22 protein-coding genes are annotated in these 20,091 nt (G+C 54.2%); 20 read left to right on the top strand and 2 right to left on the bottom strand.

Annotation, left to right across the window (positions count from 1 at the left end):
- Positions 1-168 precede the first annotated feature (168 nt).
- A complete protein-coding gene (rluC, locus tag BJ887_RS21205; RefSeq protein WP_014169568.1) occupies positions 169-1,116 on the top strand; it encodes a 23S rRNA pseudouridine(955/2504/2580) synthase RluC in 948 nt (315 codons plus the stop codon).
- A gap of 63 nt (positions 1,117-1,179) precedes the next feature.
- On the opposite strand, the gene BJ887_RS21200 is transcribed toward rluC, so the two are convergent.
- Complete coding sequence (locus BJ887_RS21200) at positions 1,180-1,764, bottom strand: nucleoside triphosphate pyrophosphatase (RefSeq protein WP_032677877.1); 585 nt, start codon at positions 1,762-1,764, stop codon at positions 1,180-1,182.
- Between the two features lie 140 nt (positions 1,765-1,904).
- Between BJ887_RS21200 and yceD the strand changes: the two genes are divergently transcribed.
- The 14 genes from yceD to ptsG all read left to right on the top strand — a co-directional run bounded on the left by yceD (position 1,905) and on the right by ptsG (position 14,229).
- The gene (gene yceD, locus BJ887_RS21195; protein WP_014169570.1) at positions 1,905-2,426 is read left to right on the top strand and encodes a 23S rRNA accumulation protein YceD; all 522 of its coding nucleotides are present in this window, start codon (positions 1,905-1,907) and stop codon (positions 2,424-2,426) included.
- Positions 2,427-2,442: 16 nt separating this feature from the next.
- Complete coding sequence (gene rpmF, locus BJ887_RS21190; RefSeq protein WP_003857964.1) at positions 2,443-2,616, top strand: 50S ribosomal protein L32; 174 nt, start codon at positions 2,443-2,445, stop codon at positions 2,614-2,616.
- 80 nt (positions 2,617-2,696) lie between these two features.
- Positions 2,697-3,731 (top strand): phosphate acyltransferase PlsX, encoded by a 1,035-nt coding sequence (gene plsX, locus BJ887_RS21185; protein WP_014169571.1) that lies wholly within the window; start codon positions 2,697-2,699, stop codon positions 3,729-3,731.
- A 6-nt stretch (positions 3,732-3,737) separates the two neighbouring features.
- Positions 3,738-4,691, top strand: coding sequence for a beta-ketoacyl-ACP synthase III (locus BJ887_RS21180; RefSeq protein ID WP_014169572.1), 954 nt, complete (start codon positions 3,738-3,740; stop codon positions 4,689-4,691).
- A 15-nt stretch (positions 4,692-4,706) separates the two neighbouring features.
- On the top strand, positions 4,707-5,636 hold the full coding sequence (fabD, locus tag BJ887_RS21175; protein WP_049022666.1) for an ACP S-malonyltransferase: 930 nt from the start codon (positions 4,707-4,709) through the stop codon (positions 5,634-5,636).
- 12 nt (positions 5,637-5,648) lie between these two features.
- A complete protein-coding gene (gene fabG, locus BJ887_RS21170; protein WP_014169575.1) occupies positions 5,649-6,383 on the top strand; it encodes a 3-oxoacyl-ACP reductase FabG in 735 nt (244 codons plus the stop codon).
- 154 nt (positions 6,384-6,537) lie between these two features.
- On the top strand, positions 6,538-6,774 hold the full coding sequence (gene acpP / locus BJ887_RS21165) for an acyl carrier protein (RefSeq protein ID WP_003857954.1): 237 nt from the start codon (positions 6,538-6,540) through the stop codon (positions 6,772-6,774).
- An 89-nt stretch (positions 6,775-6,863) separates the two neighbouring features.
- Complete coding sequence (fabF, locus tag BJ887_RS21160) at positions 6,864-8,105, top strand: beta-ketoacyl-ACP synthase II (RefSeq protein WP_014169576.1); 1,242 nt, start codon at positions 6,864-6,866, stop codon at positions 8,103-8,105.
- Between the two features lie 121 nt (positions 8,106-8,226).
- Entirely contained in the window at positions 8,227-9,036 is an 810-nt protein-coding gene (gene pabC, locus BJ887_RS21155; RefSeq protein WP_121340392.1) for an aminodeoxychorismate lyase, read from the top strand.
- Between the two features lie 2 nt (positions 9,037-9,038).
- Positions 9,039-10,061: a cell division protein YceG gene (yceG, locus tag BJ887_RS21150; RefSeq protein ID WP_014169578.1), complete on the top strand. Its 1,023-nt coding sequence runs from the start codon at positions 9,039-9,041 to the stop codon at positions 10,059-10,061.
- Positions 10,051-10,692, top strand: coding sequence for a dTMP kinase (gene tmk / locus BJ887_RS21145; protein WP_014169579.1), 642 nt, complete (start codon positions 10,051-10,053; stop codon positions 10,690-10,692). The genes yceG and tmk overlap by 11 nt, the downstream gene beginning before the upstream one ends.
- Complete coding sequence (gene holB / locus BJ887_RS21140) at positions 10,689-11,693, top strand: DNA polymerase III subunit delta' (protein ID WP_047744340.1); 1,005 nt, start codon at positions 10,689-10,691, stop codon at positions 11,691-11,693. Before tmk ends, holB begins: the two co-directional genes overlap by 4 nt.
- A 10-nt stretch (positions 11,694-11,703) precedes the next feature.
- Positions 11,704-12,498 (top strand): metal-dependent hydrolase, encoded by a 795-nt coding sequence (locus BJ887_RS21135; protein ID WP_032677884.1) that lies wholly within the window; start codon positions 11,704-11,706, stop codon positions 12,496-12,498.
- Positions 12,499-12,795: 297 nt separating this feature from the next.
- Complete coding sequence (gene ptsG / locus BJ887_RS21130; protein ID WP_014169582.1) at positions 12,796-14,229, top strand: PTS glucose transporter subunit IIBC; 1,434 nt, start codon at positions 12,796-12,798, stop codon at positions 14,227-14,229.
- A 57-nt stretch (positions 14,230-14,286) separates the two neighbouring features.
- Here ptsG and fhuE read toward each other — a convergent pair whose 3' ends face one another.
- A complete protein-coding gene (gene fhuE / locus BJ887_RS21125; RefSeq protein ID WP_121340391.1) occupies positions 14,287-16,476 on the bottom strand; it encodes a ferric-rhodotorulic acid/ferric-coprogen receptor FhuE in 2,190 nt (729 codons plus the stop codon).
- Positions 16,477-16,826: 350 nt separating this feature from the next.
- Here fhuE and hinT point away from each other — a divergent pair, with 350 nt between their 5' ends.
- Genes hinT through nagZ form a run of 5 tightly spaced genes read left to right on the top strand, consistent with a single transcriptional unit; the run spans position 16,827 to position 20,062 of the window.
- Entirely contained in the window at positions 16,827-17,186 is a 360-nt protein-coding gene (gene hinT, locus BJ887_RS21120) for a purine nucleoside phosphoramidase (RefSeq protein WP_006809243.1), read from the top strand.
- Between the two features lies 1 nt (position 17,187).
- Positions 17,188-17,562: a YcfL family protein gene (locus tag BJ887_RS21115; protein ID WP_014169585.1), complete on the top strand. Its 375-nt coding sequence runs from the start codon at positions 17,188-17,190 to the stop codon at positions 17,560-17,562.
- A gap of 10 nt (positions 17,563-17,572) precedes the next feature.
- Positions 17,573-18,220: a penicillin-binding protein activator LpoB gene (gene lpoB, locus BJ887_RS21110; RefSeq protein ID WP_014169586.1), complete on the top strand. Its 648-nt coding sequence runs from the start codon at positions 17,573-17,575 to the stop codon at positions 18,218-18,220.
- Complete coding sequence (thiK, locus tag BJ887_RS21105; protein WP_121340390.1) at positions 18,201-19,025, top strand: thiamine kinase; 825 nt, start codon at positions 18,201-18,203, stop codon at positions 19,023-19,025. Before lpoB ends, thiK begins: the two co-directional genes overlap by 20 nt.
- An 11-nt stretch (positions 19,026-19,036) precedes the next feature.
- Positions 19,037-20,062, top strand: coding sequence for a beta-N-acetylhexosaminidase (nagZ, locus tag BJ887_RS21100; protein WP_020884661.1), 1,026 nt, complete (start codon positions 19,037-19,039; stop codon positions 20,060-20,062).
- Positions 20,063-20,091 lie beyond the last annotated feature (29 nt).

Here is a 20,091-nt window from a genome sequence, read left to right as displayed (position 1 = left end):
TTTACCAATTATCACCCGGTTACTCACAGTTTCTTCACTTCAAGGTGGTGATTGGTTTAATAACCACCAAATCGATTGCGTGAAACAGGGGACAGGCCGGATAAAAGTAAATATAAGCATAGAAAAATGAGTGGCGCTAATGGCTGACGATATTTAGAATCGCCAACCATGAAAACAGAGACTCCAGCCGTAAAAATGGTTGCCATCGCGGAAGACGACGCGGGGCAACGTATCGATAACTTTTTGCGCACCCAACTCAAAGGCGTGCCAAAGAGCATGATTTACCGCATCCTGCGCAAGGGTGAAGTGCGGGTTAACAAAAAACGCGTAAAGCCTGAGTACAAACTCGAAGCCGGTGATGAAGTGCGTATCCCACCGGTCCGTGTTGCGGAACGCGAAGAAGAGGTCGTTTCACCCAGGTTGCAGAAAGTGGCCGCCCTGAGTGACGTTATCCTTTATGAGGATGATCATATCCTGGTGCTGAATAAACCGTCAGGTACCGCCGTCCATGGCGGGAGTGGTCTCAGCTTTGGCGTGATTGAAGGCCTGCGTGCGCTGCGCCCTGAAGCCCGTTTCCTTGAACTGGTTCACCGTCTCGATCGCGATACCTCCGGCGTGCTGCTGGTCGCAAAAAAACGTTCTGCGTTGCGTTCCCTGCATGAGCAGCTGCGTGAAAAAGGGATGCAGAAGGATTATCTGGCGCTGGTTCGCGGCCACTGGCAGTCCCACGTTAAGGCGGTGCAGGCACCTTTGCTGAAGAATATTTTGCAAAGCGGTGAGCGCATTGTCCGTGTGAATCAGGAAGGGAAGCCGTCTGAGACGCGTTTCAAAGTGGAAGAGCGCTATGCGTTCGCCACGCTGGTGCGCTGCAGCCCGGTAACCGGCCGTACCCACCAGATCCGCGTACATACGCAGTATGCCGGTCATCCGATCGCATTTGATGACCGCTATGGTGACAGGGAGTTTGATAAGCAGCTGGCGGGCACCGGGTTGTCACGCCTGTTCCTGCATGCGGCGGCACTGACGTTCACTCACCCGAATACCGGCGAAACAATTCGCATTGAAGCCCCCCTTGATGAGCAGTTAAAACGCTGCCTGAAGGTGCTGCGCGGCTGATTTGGCTAGCACTTACCGGCCTGAGGTCTCCCTGGCCGGTAAGTGATGTATCACCCGTAATACTCACATCTTCAGCGGATTACACTCCTCGCGTCTGAGCATCTGGCACAATGCTATCAACGGCAACCCAACCAGCGTGTTTGGGTCACGTCCGTCCAGCTTGTCGAACAGGGCAATCCCCAGACCTTCACTTTTGAAGCTTCCGGCGCAATTGAGCGGTCGCTCCCGGCGCACATAGTCGGCGATTTCCTGCTCGCTAAGATGGCGAAAATGGACGTCGAAAGGTTCGCATTCGGTTTGCAGGTGACCCGAGGCGGAGTTGTAGAGCGCCAGACCTGTATAAAAGGTGACGATATTGCCTCGCGCTTGCATAAGCTGCTGGCAGGCATTCGCTTCAGTGTGCGGCTTTCCGGTGATAACACCGTCCAGCACACAAACCTGATCGGAGCCTATAATCAAATGCGAAGGGTAGCGTGCGGCAAGTGATTGCGCTTTCTCCTTCGCAAGACGGGTGACCAGGTGACGTGGTGATTCGCCCGGCTGCGGCGTCTCGTCAACTTCCGGCGCCGCGCATTCAAACGGGATCCCGAGCTTTTCCAGCAACATTCGACGGTAGGGTGAGGTGGAGGCAAGAACGAGATTTGGCATATTTTTATCACCAGATATAGCGTATCGATGCCAGCCATTTTAAACTACAGGCCGCAATGTGTGCGAATAATTGGCAAAAGGCAGCTGTGGTTGCCTTTTTCTTTGACTATATGACGTTACAAAGTTAATATGCGCGCCCTATGCAAAAGGTAAAATTACCCCTGACTCTTGATCCGGTTCGCACGGCTCAAAAACGCCTCGATTACGAAGGTATTTATACTTCCGATCAGGCTGAGCGTGTCGCCGAATCCGTAGTCAGTGTGGACAGTGATGTAGAATGCTCCATGTCGTTCGCTATCGATAACCAGCGTCTCGCCGTTTTAACCGGTGATGCAAAGGTGACGGTAACCCTCGAATGTCAGCGTTGCGGGAAACCGTTTGTACAGCATGTTCACACAACGTATTGTTTCAGTCCGGTCCGTTCTGACGAACAGGCTGAAGCACTCCCGGAAGCGTATGAACCGATTGAAGTTAATGAATTCGGTGAAATCGATCTTCTGGCTCTGGTTGAAGATGAAATCATCCTCTCCTTGCCAGTCGTTCCGGTGCATGAATCTGAACACTGTGAAGTGTCCGAGGCGGACATGGTCTTTGGGGAACTGCCTGATGAAGCGCAAAAACCAAACCCATTTGCCGTATTAGCCAGCTTAAAGCGTAAGTAATTGAGGAGTAAGGTCCATGGCCGTACAACAGAATAAACCAACCCGTTCCAAACGTGGCATGCGTCGTTCCCATGACGCGCTGACTGCAGTTACCAGCCTGTCTGTAGACAAGACTTCTGGTGAGAAACACCTGCGTCACCACATCACCGCTGACGGTTTCTACCGCGGCCGCAAGGTTATCACTAAGTAATCACGCGTCAGCGTGATTAGGCTTAGTGAGGATTTCCCCGTGCAAACGGGGAATTTACCGAACCAGGCTGTGACGATACCTTGACACGTCTAACCCTGGCGTTAGATGTCATGGGAGGGGATTTTGGCCCTTCCGTGACAGTGCCTGCAGCTTTGCAGGCACTGAATTCTAATTCGCAACTCACACTTCTTTTAGTCGGCAATCCCGACACAATCACGCCATTACTTGCAAAAGCTGACTTCGAACAACGTTCGCGTCTGCAGATTATTCCTGCGCAGTCAGTTATTGCCAGTGATGCACGTCCATCGCAGGCGATTCGCAATAGCCGGGGCAGTTCTATGCGAATGGCGCTGGAGCTGGTGAAGGAAGGACGCGCGGAGGCTTGCGTCAGTGCGGGAAATACCGGCGCGCTGATGGGGCTATCGAAATTGTTGCTCAAACCTATTGAAGGTATTGAGCGTCCGGCGCTGGTGACGGTATTACCGCATCAGCAGAAGGGCAAGACCGTGGTGCTCGATTTGGGTGCTAACGTCGATTGTGATAGTACAATGCTGGCTCAGTTTGCCGTGATGGGGTCGGTGCTGGCAGAAGAAGTGGTCGGGATAAACAATCCCCGTGTTGCGTTATTGAACATCGGTGAAGAAGAGACCAAAGGCCTGGACAGCATTCGCGAAGCTGCCGAATTGCTCAAACAGGTTCCCTCCATCAACTATATTGGTTATCTCGAAGCCAATGAGTTGCTGACGGGGAAAACGGATGTTCTGGTGTGTGATGGCTTCACCGGGAACGTAACGTTGAAGACCATGGAAGGGGTCGTGCGAATGTTTCTCTCACTGCTTAAATCGCAGGGAGAAGGCAAAAAAAGCGCCTGGTGGTTGATTTTATTAAAGCGTTGGTTACAAAAAAGCCTGACGCGGCGATTCAGTCACCTCAACCCCGACCAGTATAATGGCGCCTGTCTGTTAGGATTGCGCGGCATCGTGATTAAGAGTCATGGTGCCGCCAATCAGCGAGCATTTACTGTCGCCATTGAACAGGCAGTGCAGGCGGTGCAGCGACAAGTCCCTCAGCGGATTGCCGCTCGCCTGGAATCTGTATTAGCTAAAAGTGACTGAGCGTACATGTATACGAAGATTTTAGGTACCGGCAGCTACCTGCCAAAACACGTGCGTACCAACGCCGATCTTGAAAAAATGGTAGATACGTCTGACGAGTGGATTGTCACGCGCACAGGTATCCGTGAACGTCGTATTGCCGCGCCAGACGAAACCGTTTCGACCATGGGTTACGAAGCCGCGCAGCGTGCTATCGAAATGGCGGGCATTGATAAAGATCAGATTGGCTTGATCGTGGTTGCCACGACCTCTGCCACGCATGCCTTCCCAAGCGCAGCGTGCCAGGTGCAAAACATGCTCGGCATTAAAGGCTGCCCGGCATTTGACGTTGCCGCAGCGTGCGCAGGGTTCACCTATGCGCTGAGCGTTGCCGATCAGTATGTTAAATCCGGTGCCGTGAAATATGCGCTGGTCATCGGTGCTGACGTGCTGGCACGTACCTGCGATCCAACCGATCGTGGGACGATCATTATTTTTGGTGATGGTGCGGGCGCGGTACTGCTCGGTCAGTCCGAAGAGCCGGGCATCATCTCTACGCATCTGCATGCCGATGGCAGCTATGGCGAATTATTGACCCTGCCTAACGCCGATCGCGTTAATCCGGATAACGCTATTTACCTGACGATGGCCGGTAATGAGGTGTTCAAGGTGGCGGTGACTGAGCTTGCGCACATTGTCGATGAAACGCTGGAAGCGAATAACCTTGACCGCTCCGCACTCGACTGGCTGGTGCCGCATCAGGCGAACCTGCGCATCATCAGCGCGACCGCTAAAAAGCTGGGCATGTCGATGGATAACGTTGTGGTGACGCTGGATCGTCACGGCAATACCTCTGCGGCGTCAGTACCGTGCGCATTTGATGAAGCGGTACGTGACGGACGAATCAAACGGGGCCAGTTGGTCTTGCTTGAAGCCTTTGGTGGCGGGTTCACCTGGGGTTCCGCGCTGGTTCGTTTCTAGTATAAGGATTAAATAATGACGCAATTTGCTTTTGTGTTCCCGGGCCAGGGTTCTCAGGCCGTTGGGATGTTGTCTGAAATGGCAGCAAAGTATCCGGTTATCGAAGAGACTTTCCGTGAAGCTTCCGCTGCGCTGGGTTATGATTTGTGGGCGCTGACCCAACAGGGACCGGCCGAAGAGCTGAACAAAACCTGGCAGACTCAGCCAGCGCTGTTGACGGCATCCGTTGCGCTGTGGCGTGTCTGGCAGCAGCAGGGCGGTAAAGCGCCAGCGCTGCTCGCGGGCCATAGCCTGGGTGAATACTCTGCGCTGGTGTGTGCCGGTGTTATCGCGTTTGCTGACGCGGTGCGTCTGGTTGAACTGCGCGGTAAGTTCATGCAGGAAGCAGTACCTGAAGGCACCGGTGGCATGTCTGCTATCATCGGCCTTGATGATGCTGCGATTGCAAAAGCGTGTGAAGAATCCGCTGAAGGTCAGGTGGTGTCTCCCGTTAACTTCAACTCGCCAGGCCAGGTGGTTATCGCCGGTCATAAAGACGCGGTTGAACGTGCTGGTGCAGCCTGTAAAGCTGCAGGGGCGAAACGCGCTCTGCCGCTGCCCGTCAGCGTACCGTCCCACTGCGCACTGATGAAACCTGCTGCCGATAAACTGGCCGTTGAGCTTGAAAAAATTACTTTTAACACACCGACAATTTCCGTTGTGAACAACGTCGATGTGAAATGCGAAACCTCGCCGGACGCTATCCGTGATGCGCTGGTTCGCCAGCTCTACAGCCCGGTACAGTGGACCAAAACCGTTGAGTTTATGGCCTCTCAGGGCATTGAGCATCTGTATGAAGTCGGCCCAGGTAAAGTCCTCACCGGTCTGACAAAACGTATTGTTGACACCCTGACTGCTTCGGCAATTAACGAGCCGGACGCGATGTCAGCGGCACTCTCGCAATAAAAGAGGAATACCATGAGTTTTGAAGGAAAAATTGCCCTGGTCACTGGCGCAAGCCGCGGTATCGGGCGTGCAATTGCCGAAACACTGGTTGCGCGCGGCGCGAAAGTGATTGGTACAGCAACCAGCGAGAATGGCGCTAAGGCCATCAGCGAGTATCTGGGTGCGAACGGTAAAGGTCTGGTTCTGAATGTGACCGAACCTGCATCTATCGAATCTGTTCTGGAAAATATTCGCGCAGAATTTGGCGAAGTGGATATTCTGGTAAATAATGCCGGGATCACTCGTGATAACCTGTTAATGCGAATGAAAGACGACGAGTGGAACGATATCATCGAAACCAACCTGTCATCTGTATTCCGTCTGTCAAAAGCGGTAATGCGCGCTATGATGAAAAAGCGTCATGGTCGTATTATCACTGTCGGTTCTGTGGTTGGTACCATGGGAAATGCTGGTCAGGCTAACTACGCTGCGGCGAAAGCAGGTCTGATCGGTTTCAGTAAGTCGCTGGCACGTGAAGTTGCGTCCCGCGGTATTACTGTAAACGTTGTTGCTCCGGGCTTTATTGAAACGGACATGACGCGTGCGCTAACTGATGAGCAGCGTGCGGGTACGCTGGCAGCTGTTCCAGCGGGCCGCTTAGGCGACCCTAAAGAAATTGCCAGCGCGGTTGCATTTTTAGCCTCTGACGAAGCGGGTTACATCACTGGTGAGACCCTCCACGTCAACGGCGGGATGTACATGGTTTAATCACGATGAAAAATATTTGCGTTATTAGGGCGAATGGCCTCAAAATAACGTAAAATCGTGGTAAGAACTGCCGGGATTTAGTTGCAAATTTTTCAACATTTTATACACTACGAAAACCATCGCGAAAGCGAGTTTTGATAGGAAATTTAAGAGTATGAGCACTATCGAAGAACGCGTTAAGAAAATTATCGGCGAACAGCTGGGCGTTAAGCAGGAAGAAGTTGTGAACTCCGCTTCCTTCGTTGAAGACCTGGGCGCAGATTCTCTTGACACCGTTGAGCTGGTAATGGCTCTGGAAGAAGAGTTTGATACTGAGATTCCGGACGAAGAAGCTGAGAAGATCACCACCGTTCAGGCTGCCATTGATTACATCAACGGTCACCAGGCGTAAGTGAACATCTCCAGGCGGTCATTCGACCGCCTGAGTTTTATCTTTTTTGTCCCACGAATCCCTTTTTTATCCCTCCCTGGAGGACAAACGTGTCTAAGCGTCGTGTAGTTGTGACCGGACTTGGCATGTTGTCTCCTGTCGGCAATACCGTAGAGTCCACCTGGAAAGCTCTCCTTGCCGGTCAGAGCGGCATCAGCCTAATCGACCATTTCGATACTAGCGCCTATGCAACGAAATTTGCTGGCTTAGTAAAGGATTTTAACTGTGAAGAGATCATCTCGCGCAAAGAACAGCGCAAGATGGATGCCTTCATTCAATATGGAATTGTCGCTGGCGTTCAGGCCATGCAGGATTCTGGCCTTGAAATTACGGAAGAGAACGCAACCCGTATCGGTGCCGCTATCGGTTCCGGGATTGGCGGTCTGGGTCTGATTGAGGAAAACCATACATCTCTGATGAATGGCGGCCCGCGTAAAATCAGCCCGTTCTTCGTTCCGTCCACGATTGTTAATATGGTGGCAGGTCATCTGACCATCATGTTCGGCCTGCGTGGGCCAAGCATTTCTATCGCTACCGCATGTACCTCTGGCGTGCATAACATCGGCCAGGCCGCGCGCATGATTGCGTACGGCGATGCAGATGCTATGGTTGCGGGCGGTGCGGAAAAAGCCAGTACTCCGCTGGGAGTGGGTGGCTTTGGTGCAGCGCGTGCGCTGTCTACCCGCAACGATAACCCGCAGGCAGCAAGCCGTCCGTGGGACAAAGACCGTGACGGTTTCGTGCTGGGTGACGGTGCGGGTATGATCGTACTTGAAGAGTACGAACATGCTAAAAAACGTGGCGCGAAGATTTATGCTGAAGTTGTCGGCTTCGGGATGAGCAGCGATGCATACCACATGACGTCACCACCAGAAAATGGTGCAGGTGCCGCGCAGGCAATGGCCAACGCGATTCGCGACGCGGGTCTTACCCCGGAGCACATCGGTTACGTTAACGCGCACGGTACTTCTACGCCTGCAGGCGATAAAGCAGAAGCTCAGGCTGTTAAGTCTATCTTCGGCGAATATGCCAGCCGCGTGCTGGTGAGCTCCACGAAATCCATGACCGGTCACCTGTTGGGTGCGGCGGGTGCAGTAGAGTCTATCTACTCTATCCTTGCGCTGCGCGATCAGGCTGTTCCGCCAACCATCAACCTGGATAATCCGGATGAAGGTTGTGACCTGGACTTCGTTCCTCACGAAGCGCGTCAGGTAAGTGGTATGGAGTACACCCTGTGTAACTCCTTCGGCTTTGGTGGTACTAACGGTTCACTGATCTTCAAAAAGATCTGAGCCTGACTGCATCATGGCGATTAAAAAAGGTCCGCTTGTCGGGCCTTTTTTATTAAGCCTAATCTTCTTGTCGGCTGCATGGCATCCTGCCAGACTAAATGCCCACGCATAAGGAGCCACCATGTTTTTAATCAATGGCCTTGAGCAAAACACGCTGCCTGCTGGTGACAGGGCAACTCAGTTTGGTGATGGCTGCTTTACGACAGCGCGCATTCTCGACGGCAATGTCTGCCTGCTCGAGGCGCACCTTCGTCGTCTTCAGCAGGGTTGTGAAGCCTTGATGATCCCCTTCACGCACTGGGACACATTGCGTCAGGAGATGTGCCAGCTGGCGGCCGGGAAGCAAAGCGGTGTTTTGAAGGTGATCATCAGCCGCGGCAGCGGTGGCCGGGGATACAGCGGTATAGCTTGCCAGCACCCAACGCGGATCCTTTCGGTGTCTGCCTGTCCTGCTCATTATCTGCGCTGGCGTGAAGAGGGCGTTACGCTAACGCTCAGCCCGGTACGTCTGGGGCGAAACCCTATGCTTGCCGGTATAAAACACCTCAACCGCCTTGAACAGGTACTGATTCGCACTCATCTTGAACAGACGGACGCTGATGAGGCGCTGGTTCTTGACAGCGAAGGGTTTATTACGGAATGCTGTGCGGCTAATTTACTCTGGCGGCAGGGGAGCGATGTTTATACGCCGTCGCTCGAGCAGGCCGGCGTCAACGGGATTATGCGTCAGTTTTGTTTGCAGCAGCTGGCACACTCTGGCTTTCGCGTTGTCGAAGTGAGCGCGAGAGAAGAGGCGCTGCACCAGGCTGAAGAAATTATCATCTGTAATGCGCTGATGCCGGTTGTACCCGTCCGCGCGTATGGTCAATACAGCTTGTCCTCGCGCGAGCTGTTTCAGTTTTTAGCCCCGATATGTGAGCAAACCCGATAGTCATGAAGAAAATGTTGCGCTTTGTCCTCCTCCTTATCGTTGCGCTGGGTGTTGCCGGCGGAGCGGGAGTGTGGAAAGTTCGTCAGCTGGCGAACAGTAAGATCCTGATTAAAGACGAGACGATTTTTACCCTGAAAGCGGGGACGGGCCGCCTGGCGCTTGGCGAACAGCTTTATGGCGACAAGATCATTAACCGTCCGCGCGTGTTTCAGTGGCTGTTACGTATCGAGCCTGAACTGTCTCATTTCAAAGCCGGTACCTATCGCTTTACGCCGGGGATGACCGTCAAAGAGATGCTTCAGCTGCTGGAAAGCGGTAAAGAAGCGCAGTTCCCGCTGCGTTTTGTTGAGGGGATGCGCCTGAGCGATTATCTCGAGCAGCTGCGCGATGCTCCGTACATTAAGCATACCCTGAAAGATGACCGCTATCAGACGGTGGCCGAGGTACTGAAATTTGAACACCCTGAGTGGGTGGAAGGCTGGTTCTGGCCAGACACCTGGATGTACACCGCAGGCACGACCGATGTGGCTATCCTTAAGCGGGCGCATAAAAAGATGGTGGCAGCCGTCGATTCCGCCTGGGAAGGGCGCATGGACGGCCTGCCATACAAAGATCAAAACCAGTTTGTCACGATGGCCTCAATTATTGAGAAAGAGACGGCCGTCGCCGCCGAACGCGATCAGGTGGCATCGGTCTTCATTAACCGTCTGCGTATCGGCATGCGTCTGCAAACGGACCCCACCGTCATCTACGGAATGGGCGAGAGTTATACCGGTAAGATTTCAAGAAAAGATCTGGAGACGCCAACGGCGTATAATACCTACGTGATTAGCGGTCTGCCGCCGGGCCCGATTGCCACGCCGAGCGAGGCTTCCCTGCGTGCGGCTGCGCATCCTGCTAAAACACCGTATCTCTATTTTGTGGCTGATGGAAAAGGGGGGCATACCTTTAACACCAACCTTGCCAGCCATAATCGCTCCGTTCAGGACTATCTGAAGGCACTTAAGGAAAAAAATGCGCAGTAAATACATTGTCATTGAGGGACTCGAAGGGGCGGGTAAAACCACGGCCCGCAACGTGGTGGTGGATACGCTCAAATCGCTTGGCGTTGCGGACATGGTATTTACCCGCGAGCCCGGCGGTACGCAACTGGCCGAAAAGCTGCGAAGCCTGGTGCTGGATATCAAATCCGTAGGTGACGAGGTCATCACAGATAAAGCCGAAGTATTGATGTTCTACGCGGCGCGCGTGCAGCTGGTAGAGACGGTCATTAAACCGGCCCTGGCTAATGGCAAGTGGGTAATTGGCGATCGTCACGATCTGTCGACCCAGGCTTATCAGGGCGGTGGGCGTGGTATTGACCAGACGATGCTGGCCACGCTGCGCGATGCGGTGCTGGGTGATTTTCGCCCTGACCTGACGCTCTATCTGGATGTGACGCCGGAAGTGGGTCTCAAGCGCGCCCGTGCTCGCGGTGAGCTGGACCGCATTGAGCAGGAGTCCCTTGATTTCTTTAACCGTACCCGCGCGCGCTATCTGGAACTGGCGGATCAGGATGGCAGTATTCGCACCATTGATGCGACGCAATCCCTGGAAGAGGTCACCCGCGCAATTCAGAAGACGGTTACGCAGTGGCTACAGGAGCAACAGGCATGAAATGGTACCCATGGTTGCGCCCGCATTTTGAAAAGCTGATCGAAAGCTATCAGGCTGGTCGGGGGCATCATGCGTTACTGATTCAGGCACTGCCGGGAATGGGGGATGATGCATTGATTTACGCCATCACCCGCTTCCTGATGTGTCAGCAGCCGGAAGGGCACAAAAGCTGTGGTAAATGCCGTGGCTGCCAGTTAATGCAGGCGGGCACGCACCCTGACTATTACACGCTCGAGCCTGAGAAGGGCAAAAGCGCGCTCGGTATTGATGCCGTGCGTGAAGTCAGTGAAAAATTGTACGAACATGCGCGGCTCAGCGGCGCAAAAGTCGTCTGGCTCAAAGACGCAGCACAGCTTACCGAGGCGGCGGCGAATGCGCTGCTTAAAACGCTGGAAGAACCGCCGGAGAAAACGTGGTTCCTTCTCTCCTGTCGTGACCCGGGGCGTTTGCTGGCAACGCTGCGCAGCCGTTGCCGTCTTCATCACCTCGCGGTGCCTCAGGAATCATGGGCGCTGAGCTGGCTTGAGCGAGAAGTGACAACGTCACAGGAAGGGGCGCTCTCTGCGTTGCGCCTGAGCAGCGGTGCGCCCGCGGCGGCGCTGGCATTACTGCAGCCAGAGGTCTGGTCACAGCGAGACGCGCTCTGCCGGGCCGTTGAGTCTTCCATCACCAGCCGCGACTGGCTAAGTTTATTGCCTGTGCTTAACGGCGAGCAGGCCGCGGAACGTCTGCACTGGCTGGCTTCCTTACTTCTGGATGCGCTCAAACTCCAGCAAGGGGCAACGCTACTGACCAACCCGGACGTCTGGCCGCTGGTTAACACGCTGGCGAACAGCCTGTCAGGCGCATCATTACACGCTATCCTTCACGATATCTGTCAAAGTCGTGAACAACTTTTAACAGTGACTGGTCTTAATCGCGAGCTTTTACTGACCGACCAGTTGCTGCGTATCGAACATTACCTGCAACCAGGCGTGACACCGCCTGTTTCCCATCTCTGAGAGAGACATTATGTTTTTAGTCGACTCACACTGCCATCTTGATGGCCTGGATTATCAATCCCTGCATAAAAACGTGGACGACGTGCTGGCCAAAGCCGCTGCCCGTGATGTGAAGTTTTGCCTTGCCGTGGCGACAACGTTACCGGGGTATCGCGGCATGCGTGAGCTGGTGGGCGAGCGCGAGAACGTTGTTTTCTCCTGTGGCGTGCATCCGCTCAATCAGGATGAAGAGTATGACGTTGAGGAACTGCGCCGGCTGGCCGCAGAAGAGGGCGTCGTGGCGATGGGGGAAACCGGGCTGGATTACTACTACACGCCGGAAACGAAACCGCGCCAGCAAGCATCCTTCCGCCATCATATTCGCATTGGTCGCGAGCTCAACAAGCCGGTGATTGTCCATACCCGTGATGCGCGCGCCGATACGCTGGCGATCCTGAAGGAAGAAAAGGTGACGGATTGCGGTGGCGTACTACACTGTTTCACAGAAGACAGAGAAACAGCGGGTAAACTGCTTGATTTAGGGTTTTATATCTCGTTTTCGGGGATCGTGACGTTCCGTAACGCTGAGCAACTTCGCGAGGCTGCGCGCTATGTTCCGCTCGATCGCATCCTCGTGGAAACAGACTCTCCGTATCTGGCACCGGTGCCGCATCGCGGTAAAGAAAATCAGCCAGCCATGACGAGAGACGTAGCCGAGTACATGGCCGTGCTTAAAGGCGTCAGCATTGAAGAGCTGGCCCGCGTCACGACGGACAACTTCTCTACGCTGTTCCATATCGACCCCGCCCGCCTGCAATCTGTTTGATACGCCTGTTTTTTTTAGGCTCGTAATTAATACATAAAACGAGTAAAGTTCACCGCCTCATTTGGGGTGGTGAAGGTGTATTTAGACACATCCAGAAACGCTTTTTGTAAATAATTGAAAGTTTTTCGACCGTCTTAAGCTGAAACGTGATAGCCGTCAAACAAACTCAGAGGGAATTATTTTACTCTGTGTAATAAATAAAGGGCGCTTAGATGTCCTGTCCACGGCACGGTACTCCCCCCGGGCCAATGCGTGAAAGCGTAAAAAAAGCACAAATACTCAGGAGCACTCTCAATTATGTTTAAGAATGCATTTGCTAACCTGCAAAAGGTCGGTAAATCGCTGATGCTGCCAGTATCCGTACTGCCTATCGCAGGTATCCTGCTGGGTGTCGGTTCTGCTAACTTCAGCTGGCTGCCAGCCGTAGTTTCCCACGTGATGGCCGAAGCAGGCGGTTCCGTCTTTGCTAACATGCCTCTGATCTTCGCTATCGGTGTGGCGCTGGGCTTCACCAATAACGACGGCGTTTCTGCGCTGGCTGCAGTTGTTGCCTACGGCATCATGGTGAAAACCATGGCAGTGGTTGCGCCACTGGTTCTGCATTTACCGGCAGAAGAGATCGCTGCGAAACACCTGGCAGACACCGGTGTTCTGGGCGGTATCATCTCCGGTGCGATTGCAGCGTACATGTTCAACCGCTTCTATCGCATCAAGCTGCCTGAGTATCTGGGCTTCTTCGCGGGCAAGCGTTTTGTTCCGATTATTTCTGGTCTGGCAGCGATTTTCACTGGCGTGATCCTGTCCTTCATCTGGCCACCAATCGGTTCCGCTATCCAGACCTTCTCTCAGTGGGCTGCTTATCAGAACCCGGTTGTGGCGTTTGGTATCTACGGCTTCATCGAGCGTTGCCTGGTACCATTTGGTCTGCACCACATCTGGAACGTTCCATTCCAGATGCAGATTGGTGAATTCACCAACGCAGCAGGTCAGGTATTCCACGGTGATATCCCACGTTACATGGCGGGTGACCCAACTGCAGGTAAACTGTCTGGTGGCTTCCTGTTCAAAATGTACGGTCTGCCAGCAGCGGCAATTGCTATCTGGCACTCTGCTAAACCAGAGAACCGTGCAAAAGTGGGCGGTATCATGATCTCCGCAGCGTTGACCTCGTTCCTGACCGGTATCACCGAGCCGATCGAGTTCTCCTTCATGTTCGTTGCGCCGATCCTGTACATCATTCACGCGGTTCTGGCGGGTCTGGCGTTCCCAATCTGTATCCTGCTGGGTATGCGTGACGGTACGTCCTTCTCTCACGGCCTGATCGACTTCATCGTTCTGTCCGGTAACAGCAGCAAACTGTGGCTGTTCCCAATCGTTGGTGCGTGCTATGCCGTTGTTTACTACACCATCTTCCGCGTGCTGATCAAAGCACTGGACCTGAAAACACCAGGTCGTGAAGATGCGTCAGAAGACAGCAAAGCCACCGCGACAAGCGAAATGGCTCCGGCTCTGGTTGCCGCATTCGGCGGGAAAGAGAACATCACTAACCTGGACGCGTGCATCACTCGTCTGCGTGTTAGCGTTGCCGACGTCGCGAAAGTGGACCAGCCGGGTCTGAAAAAACTGGGTGCAGCAGGGGTTGTTGTTGCTGGTTCGGGCGTTCAGGCAATCTTCGGGACTAAATCCGATAACCTGAAAACCGAAATGGATGAGTACATCCGCAACAGCTAAGCTGTGACCTGGGGAGACTAAGGCAGCCGAATGGCTGCCTTTTTTATGGGTAGAAACTTAAAAAGAGTAATTCGCGCTGACGGAGACGTTCAGCGGCGCGCCATAGACAACGTATGACCCGACGTAGTCGTAGTATTTTTTATCAAACAGGTTGTTAACGTTGGCCTGCAAGGCCAGGTCCCTGGTGACCTGATAACGGCTGAAGAGATTCACCAGCGCATAGCTGCCCTGTTCTGCACGTGACTGGCCTACCGGGCCACCCTCCACATCCGTCCACACTTTATTCTGCCAGTTCACCCCGCCGCCCACCGCCAGTTCTGGCAGCATAGGCAATTGATAACGGGTAAACAGCTTCATGGTCGTGCGTGGCTGATCGGAACTGATGGCATTCCCGCGCTTATCTTCTGCAATAAACCGTGTCGCCCCGAAGGTTAACTGCCAGTTGTCGGTCAGTGCACCGTTTAGCTCAAATTCAATCCCTTTGCTGACTACGCCATCCAGTGATTCATAAATAGATTCGCCGCTCGGCATATAGGTGTAGGTATTGCTCGCCACGTTATCCTGTTCAATACGGAAAACGGCCAGTGAGGTGGTCAGGCGGGTGTTGAACCAGTCCGCTTTCACCCCCGCTTCGTAGCTTTTCCCGGTCGTAGGGTCGAGGTAACGGCCGATCGCGTCACGCTTGTCCTGTGGCTGGAAAATAGAGGTGTAGCTGACATAGGTCGACCAGTCTTCATTGATGTCATAAACCAGTCCTGCATAAGGCGTTACGTCATCTTTGGAACTTTCCAGACGGGTATCCGGGGAACCTGCAGGGTTGTAGCGAATGTTATAGTTGGTGTAACGCGCGCCAAGGATCAGGTGCAGCGGGTCGGCCAGCGAGAATCGGGCCGAGGTATACGCCGATGACTGGCGAATGTCGTCCTGGCTATAGAGCTTCCACGGTGTCCACTGCGGGTCGGCGATATTGCCATTCCAGTTTTTAAAATTACCCACATCCACCATACCGTATAACGCATCCGGCATGCTGTTATCGTAATGGTTACGCTGGCGGCTGAAGCTCCCGCCAAACATCATCTCATGCTGACGACCAAAAAGGCTGAAATCGCCACGCAGGAAGGCGTCGATGGCATCCTGCTTACGTTCTCCGCGGTTCCAGCCGCCGTAGCCGACCATGCCCGCCCCGGTCTCTTTATCCGGATAGCCGGACATATACATCAGTTTGCTGTCGAAATGGGTTTCCGCATGCATGCCGTTGATGTGCGCTTCCCAGCCGTTGTCAAAACGTTGGGTCAGGTTGGCAAAGATACGGGTGTTGTCTTTATCCGAGTAAGCCCAGTCAGGCGCAACGGTCTGGCTGCGGTTGTAATGGGTTTTGCTTCCGTCGCTATACCAGGTTGGCAGCCCGCCCCAGGTGGGATCGGCGGTGTGACTTTCCTGGTATTCATAGCCTACGGAGAGGGTCGTGCTGTCGGTGACGTCGGCATCCACCACGCCATAGAGGAATTTTTTACGGTAGTGGTAGTTATCCACAGCGCTGTCGTTGTCCTGGTAACCGGTGATCAGACGACCGCGCACATTGCCAGACTCTACCAGCGGGGCCTGTAAATCCAGCACATAGCGCTGCTTGTCCCAGCTGCCGTAGCTGGCGGAGACGTTCCCTTTGAATACGTTACTGTCTGCGTGCTTGCGTACCATATTGACGTAGGCGGATGGGTTACCGGTGCCGGACATCAGCCCGGTAGCGCCGCGAACCACCTCTATACGGTCATAAATGGCGGTGTCGGCGGCGGTGTCACCAAAGTTCCATACTTCGCTGATGGAGGTCGGCAGGTCATCGAACGCATAGTTACTGACGAAGAATCCGCGCGAGTAAAATACGGTGCGGTCGCTGTCCTGTACCTGAGCCGTTACGCCGGTGGTGTTGGTCAATACCTGGCCGACTGACTGCAGGTTCTGATCTGCCATGCGCTGCTGGCTAATCACGCTGACGGACTGGGGGATATCGCGGGGAACAAGTAACAGTTTGGTCCCGGTGGTGGTGGTTTTTACGCTGTAGTCCTGATCCTGTCCGCTGGCGGGATCCTGTGCGTTATCAAAGCCACCCTCCACAACTACCGTATCTTCGGTCGTGGAGGCGGCAAAACTGACGGTTGGCATCAATGCCATAGCAATACAGGCTGTCAGCAACGAAGGTGTTGCGACAGGCTGGCGTTGCCCATCCCTGGTATGAGTAATGAAAGACATCATCAAACCCTTAATGAATGGTGAAGGTGGTCTGCATCAGTCCCGCATGTACGGGCTGATGTCGTTTTCTATGTTGAAAATGCGCATGAAAATGCAAATGCGAAATATACGCATTGAGATTAACGGTGTAAACAGATGTGTCAAAGAGAACTGAAATAATGTTTCAGGCGATCGCGACGCGTCAGCGCTCACTCTCCAGGCAGCTGGAGGACATTCAGGAAAGAAATCGGTGGAGAAGGTTGAAAGGACAGGAGAATCTCGCTCATACTCTTGTGTTGTGTCACACAGTAATACTGAGAATGTGTTAATGGCGGCGCACTACGCCAGATTAAACAAAAAAGGAAAAGGTCATGGCTGAAGAAACGATTTTTAGTAAAATTATCCGCCGCGAAATCCCTTCGGATATCGTTTATCAGGATGAGCTGGTGACGGCTTTCCGGGACATTTCTCCTCAGGCTCCGACACATATCCTTATTATTCCTAATATTCTGATTCCGACCGTAAACGACGTAAAAACCGAGCATGAAGTAGCGTTAGGTCGTATGCTGACAGTGGCCGCAAAAATTGCTGAGCAGGAAGGGATTGCTGAAGACGGTTACCGTCTCATCATGAACTGTAATCGCCACGGTGGTCAGGAAGTTTATCATATTCACATGCATCTGCTGGGTGGACGTCCTCTGGGGCCGATGCTGGCACATAAAGGTCTTTGACATGCTTAAAGGGCGTATTGCAGCGCTGGTAATGACGATGTTGATCGTAGGGTGCAGCACGCGTCCGGCGATCCCCGTCAGCGATGAACAGACGCTGGTGATGGAATCCTCCGTACTTGCTGCGGGCATCACGGCGCAACAACCTGCGTTGTCGATCAGTGAAATCAACTCTTCTGCTTCCTCTACGCTCTTTAATGAAAGACAAGAACCAGTGACGGTGCACTACCGTTTTTTCTGGTATGACGTACGAGGTCTTGAAATGCATCCGCTGGAAGCGCCGCGCAGCGTCACTATTCCGGCAAGATCGTCGGTAACGCTCTATGGCAGCGCCAACTATCTGGGTGCACATAAGGTGAGACTTTATCTTTATTTGTAAGGGGTGAACCTTGATTAAAAATTTGAGCCGTTATGCGCTCGTGACTGCTTTCGCTCTGTTCCTCGCAGGGTGTGTGACCCGAACTGAAGAACCTGCGCCTGTGGAAGAGGCCAAACCGGGTACCGAGCAGCCGACACAGCCAACACAGCCGCCGCCAACCGTACCGACTGTGCCGTCTATTCCGTCGCAGCCTGGTCCAATTGAACATCCGGATCAGACATCGCAGCCTGCGCCGCGCGTTCGCCATTACGACTGGAACGGTGCGATGCAACCGATGGTCGGCAAAATGCTGCAGGCTCAGGGTGTGACCGCGGGCAGCGTATTGTTGGTTGATAGCGTGAATAACCGTACCAACGGTTCGCTGAACGCGGGCGAAGCGACAGAAACCCTGCGCAATGCCCTGGCCAATAACGGTAAGTTTACGCTGGTCTCGGCACAGCAGCTCGCGGTAGCCAAGCAGCAGTTGGGCCTGTCACCGCAGGACAGCCTCGGTTCACGCAGCAAGGCGATTGGGATTGCCCGTAACGTCGGTGCGCAGTATGTGCTTTACTCCAGTGCCACCGGTAACGTGAACACGCCAGCCCTGCAGATGCAGCTGATGCTGGTTCAGACAGGCGAGATTATCTGGTCAGGTAAAGGTGCCGTTACGCAACTCTGACAGTACGCGTGAAGAGATCCTGACGCGTTATTTTCCACAGTATCGCCTTATCGCGCCGCAGGCCCCTTCCGGGCTTGGCGGCGCGAGTTGCATTATAGAGCAGGGCGAGCAACGTCTGGTATTGCGGCAGAATCACGATCCCTCAGCGTCTGCATCCCATTTCCGCCGTCAGTATCGGGCACTGAAACGCCTTCCGGCGGATCTGGTGCCAAAGCCCCGTTTTTACCGCCAGGGCTGGATGGCCGTGGAGTATCTGGCAGGGGAGATCGGCAACACGCTACCGGAAACGGCAGTGCTTGCGGCTATGCTCTGTCATCTGCACCGGCAACCGCGTCTGGGGTGGCGGGTGACGCTGCTGCCGTTGCTTGATCAATACTGGCAGCAGGCTTCAGCCGACAGGCGAACCCCATTCTGGCTGGCACAGCTAAAACGGCTGCGTAAAACGGGCGAACCGCAGCCGCTTCGGCTCTCGCCGCTGCATATGGATGTTCATGCCGGAAATATTGTTCATACGTCCCTCGGTGCGAGGCTTATCGACTGGGAGTATGCCGGTGACGGAGACGTAGCGCTAGAGCTGGCGGCCGTCTGGTCGGAAGATGATACTGCGCGACAGCGGCTCATCACCGACTACGCCCGGATAGCGCACATGAATGCCGACGCCCTGAGGCGTCAGGTGAGGCGCTGGCGACCGTGGGTCGTCATGCTGATGGCTGGCTGGTTTGAAATGCGCTTTCAGCAATCCCGAGACAAACAATTTATTGCGCTGGCAGATGATGCCTGGCGTCAGTTACAAACTAAAGGATAAGAGAGGTTGGTGTGGGTCCAGTCATGTTGGATGTAGAAGGGTTTGAACTGGATGCGGAGGAGCGTGAAATACTGGCGCACCCGCTGGTGGGAGGCTTGATCCTGTTCACCCGCAACTATCACGATCCGGCGCAGCTGCGAGAACTGGTGCGCCAGATCCGTGCTGCATCGCGCAATCATCTGGTGGTGGCCGTCGATCAGGAAGGCGGACGCGTACAGCGTTTCCGCGAAGGCTTTACTCGCCTGCCTGCCGCCCAATCTTTTGCGGCATTACTGGGCACGGAAGAGGGGGGCAAACTGGCGCAAGAGGCCGGCTGGCTGATGGCCAGCGAGATGATTGCCATGGATATCGACATCAGTTTTGCGCCGGTTCTGGACGTGGGGCATATCAGCGCCGCCATTGGCGAACGCTCATACCATGAAGATCCGCGTATTGCGCTGGCGATAGCGAGCTGTTTTATTGACGGTATGCACGACGCGGGAATGAAAACCACCGGGAAACATTTCCCGGGACACGGTGCGGTGACCGCCGACTCGCACAAAGAGACGCCGCGCGATCCGCGTCCGGAAGCTGACATTCGTGCCAAAGATATGTCGGTGTTCCGCTCCCTGATCACCGATAACAAGCTGGACGCCATCATGCCAGCGCACGTGATTTACAGCGACGTCGACCCGCGTCCTGCAAGCGGGTCCGCGCACTGGCTGAAAACCGTTTTGCGTCAGGAACTGGGGTTTAATGGCGTGATTTTCTCAGACGATTTGTCGATGGAAGGGGCGGCGATTATGGGCAGCTACGCGGAGCGCGGTCAGGCGTCGCTGGACGCAGGTTGCGATATGATCCTCGTCTGCAATAATCGTAAAGGTGCCGTCAGCGTGCTGGATAACCTGTCGCCGATCAATGCACAGCGTGTTACACAATTGTATCATAAAGGTTCATTTAGCCGTCAGGAGCTGATGGACTCGGCGCGCTGGAAGACGGTCAACGCGCAGCTTGAAGCCCTGAATGAACGCTGGCAGGCACATAAAGCCAGCCTGTAAATCCTCCCGGAAGGCGTAGCGTGGTGAGA

Origin of the sequence: Enterobacter sp. WPR_3_1 (assembly GCF_003635055.1) — a bacterium.
GTDB classification, from domain to species: domain Bacteria; phylum Pseudomonadota; class Gammaproteobacteria; order Enterobacterales; family Enterobacteriaceae; genus Enterobacter; species Enterobacter ludwigii.
This window is presented reverse-complemented; position numbering and strand designations above follow the sequence as displayed.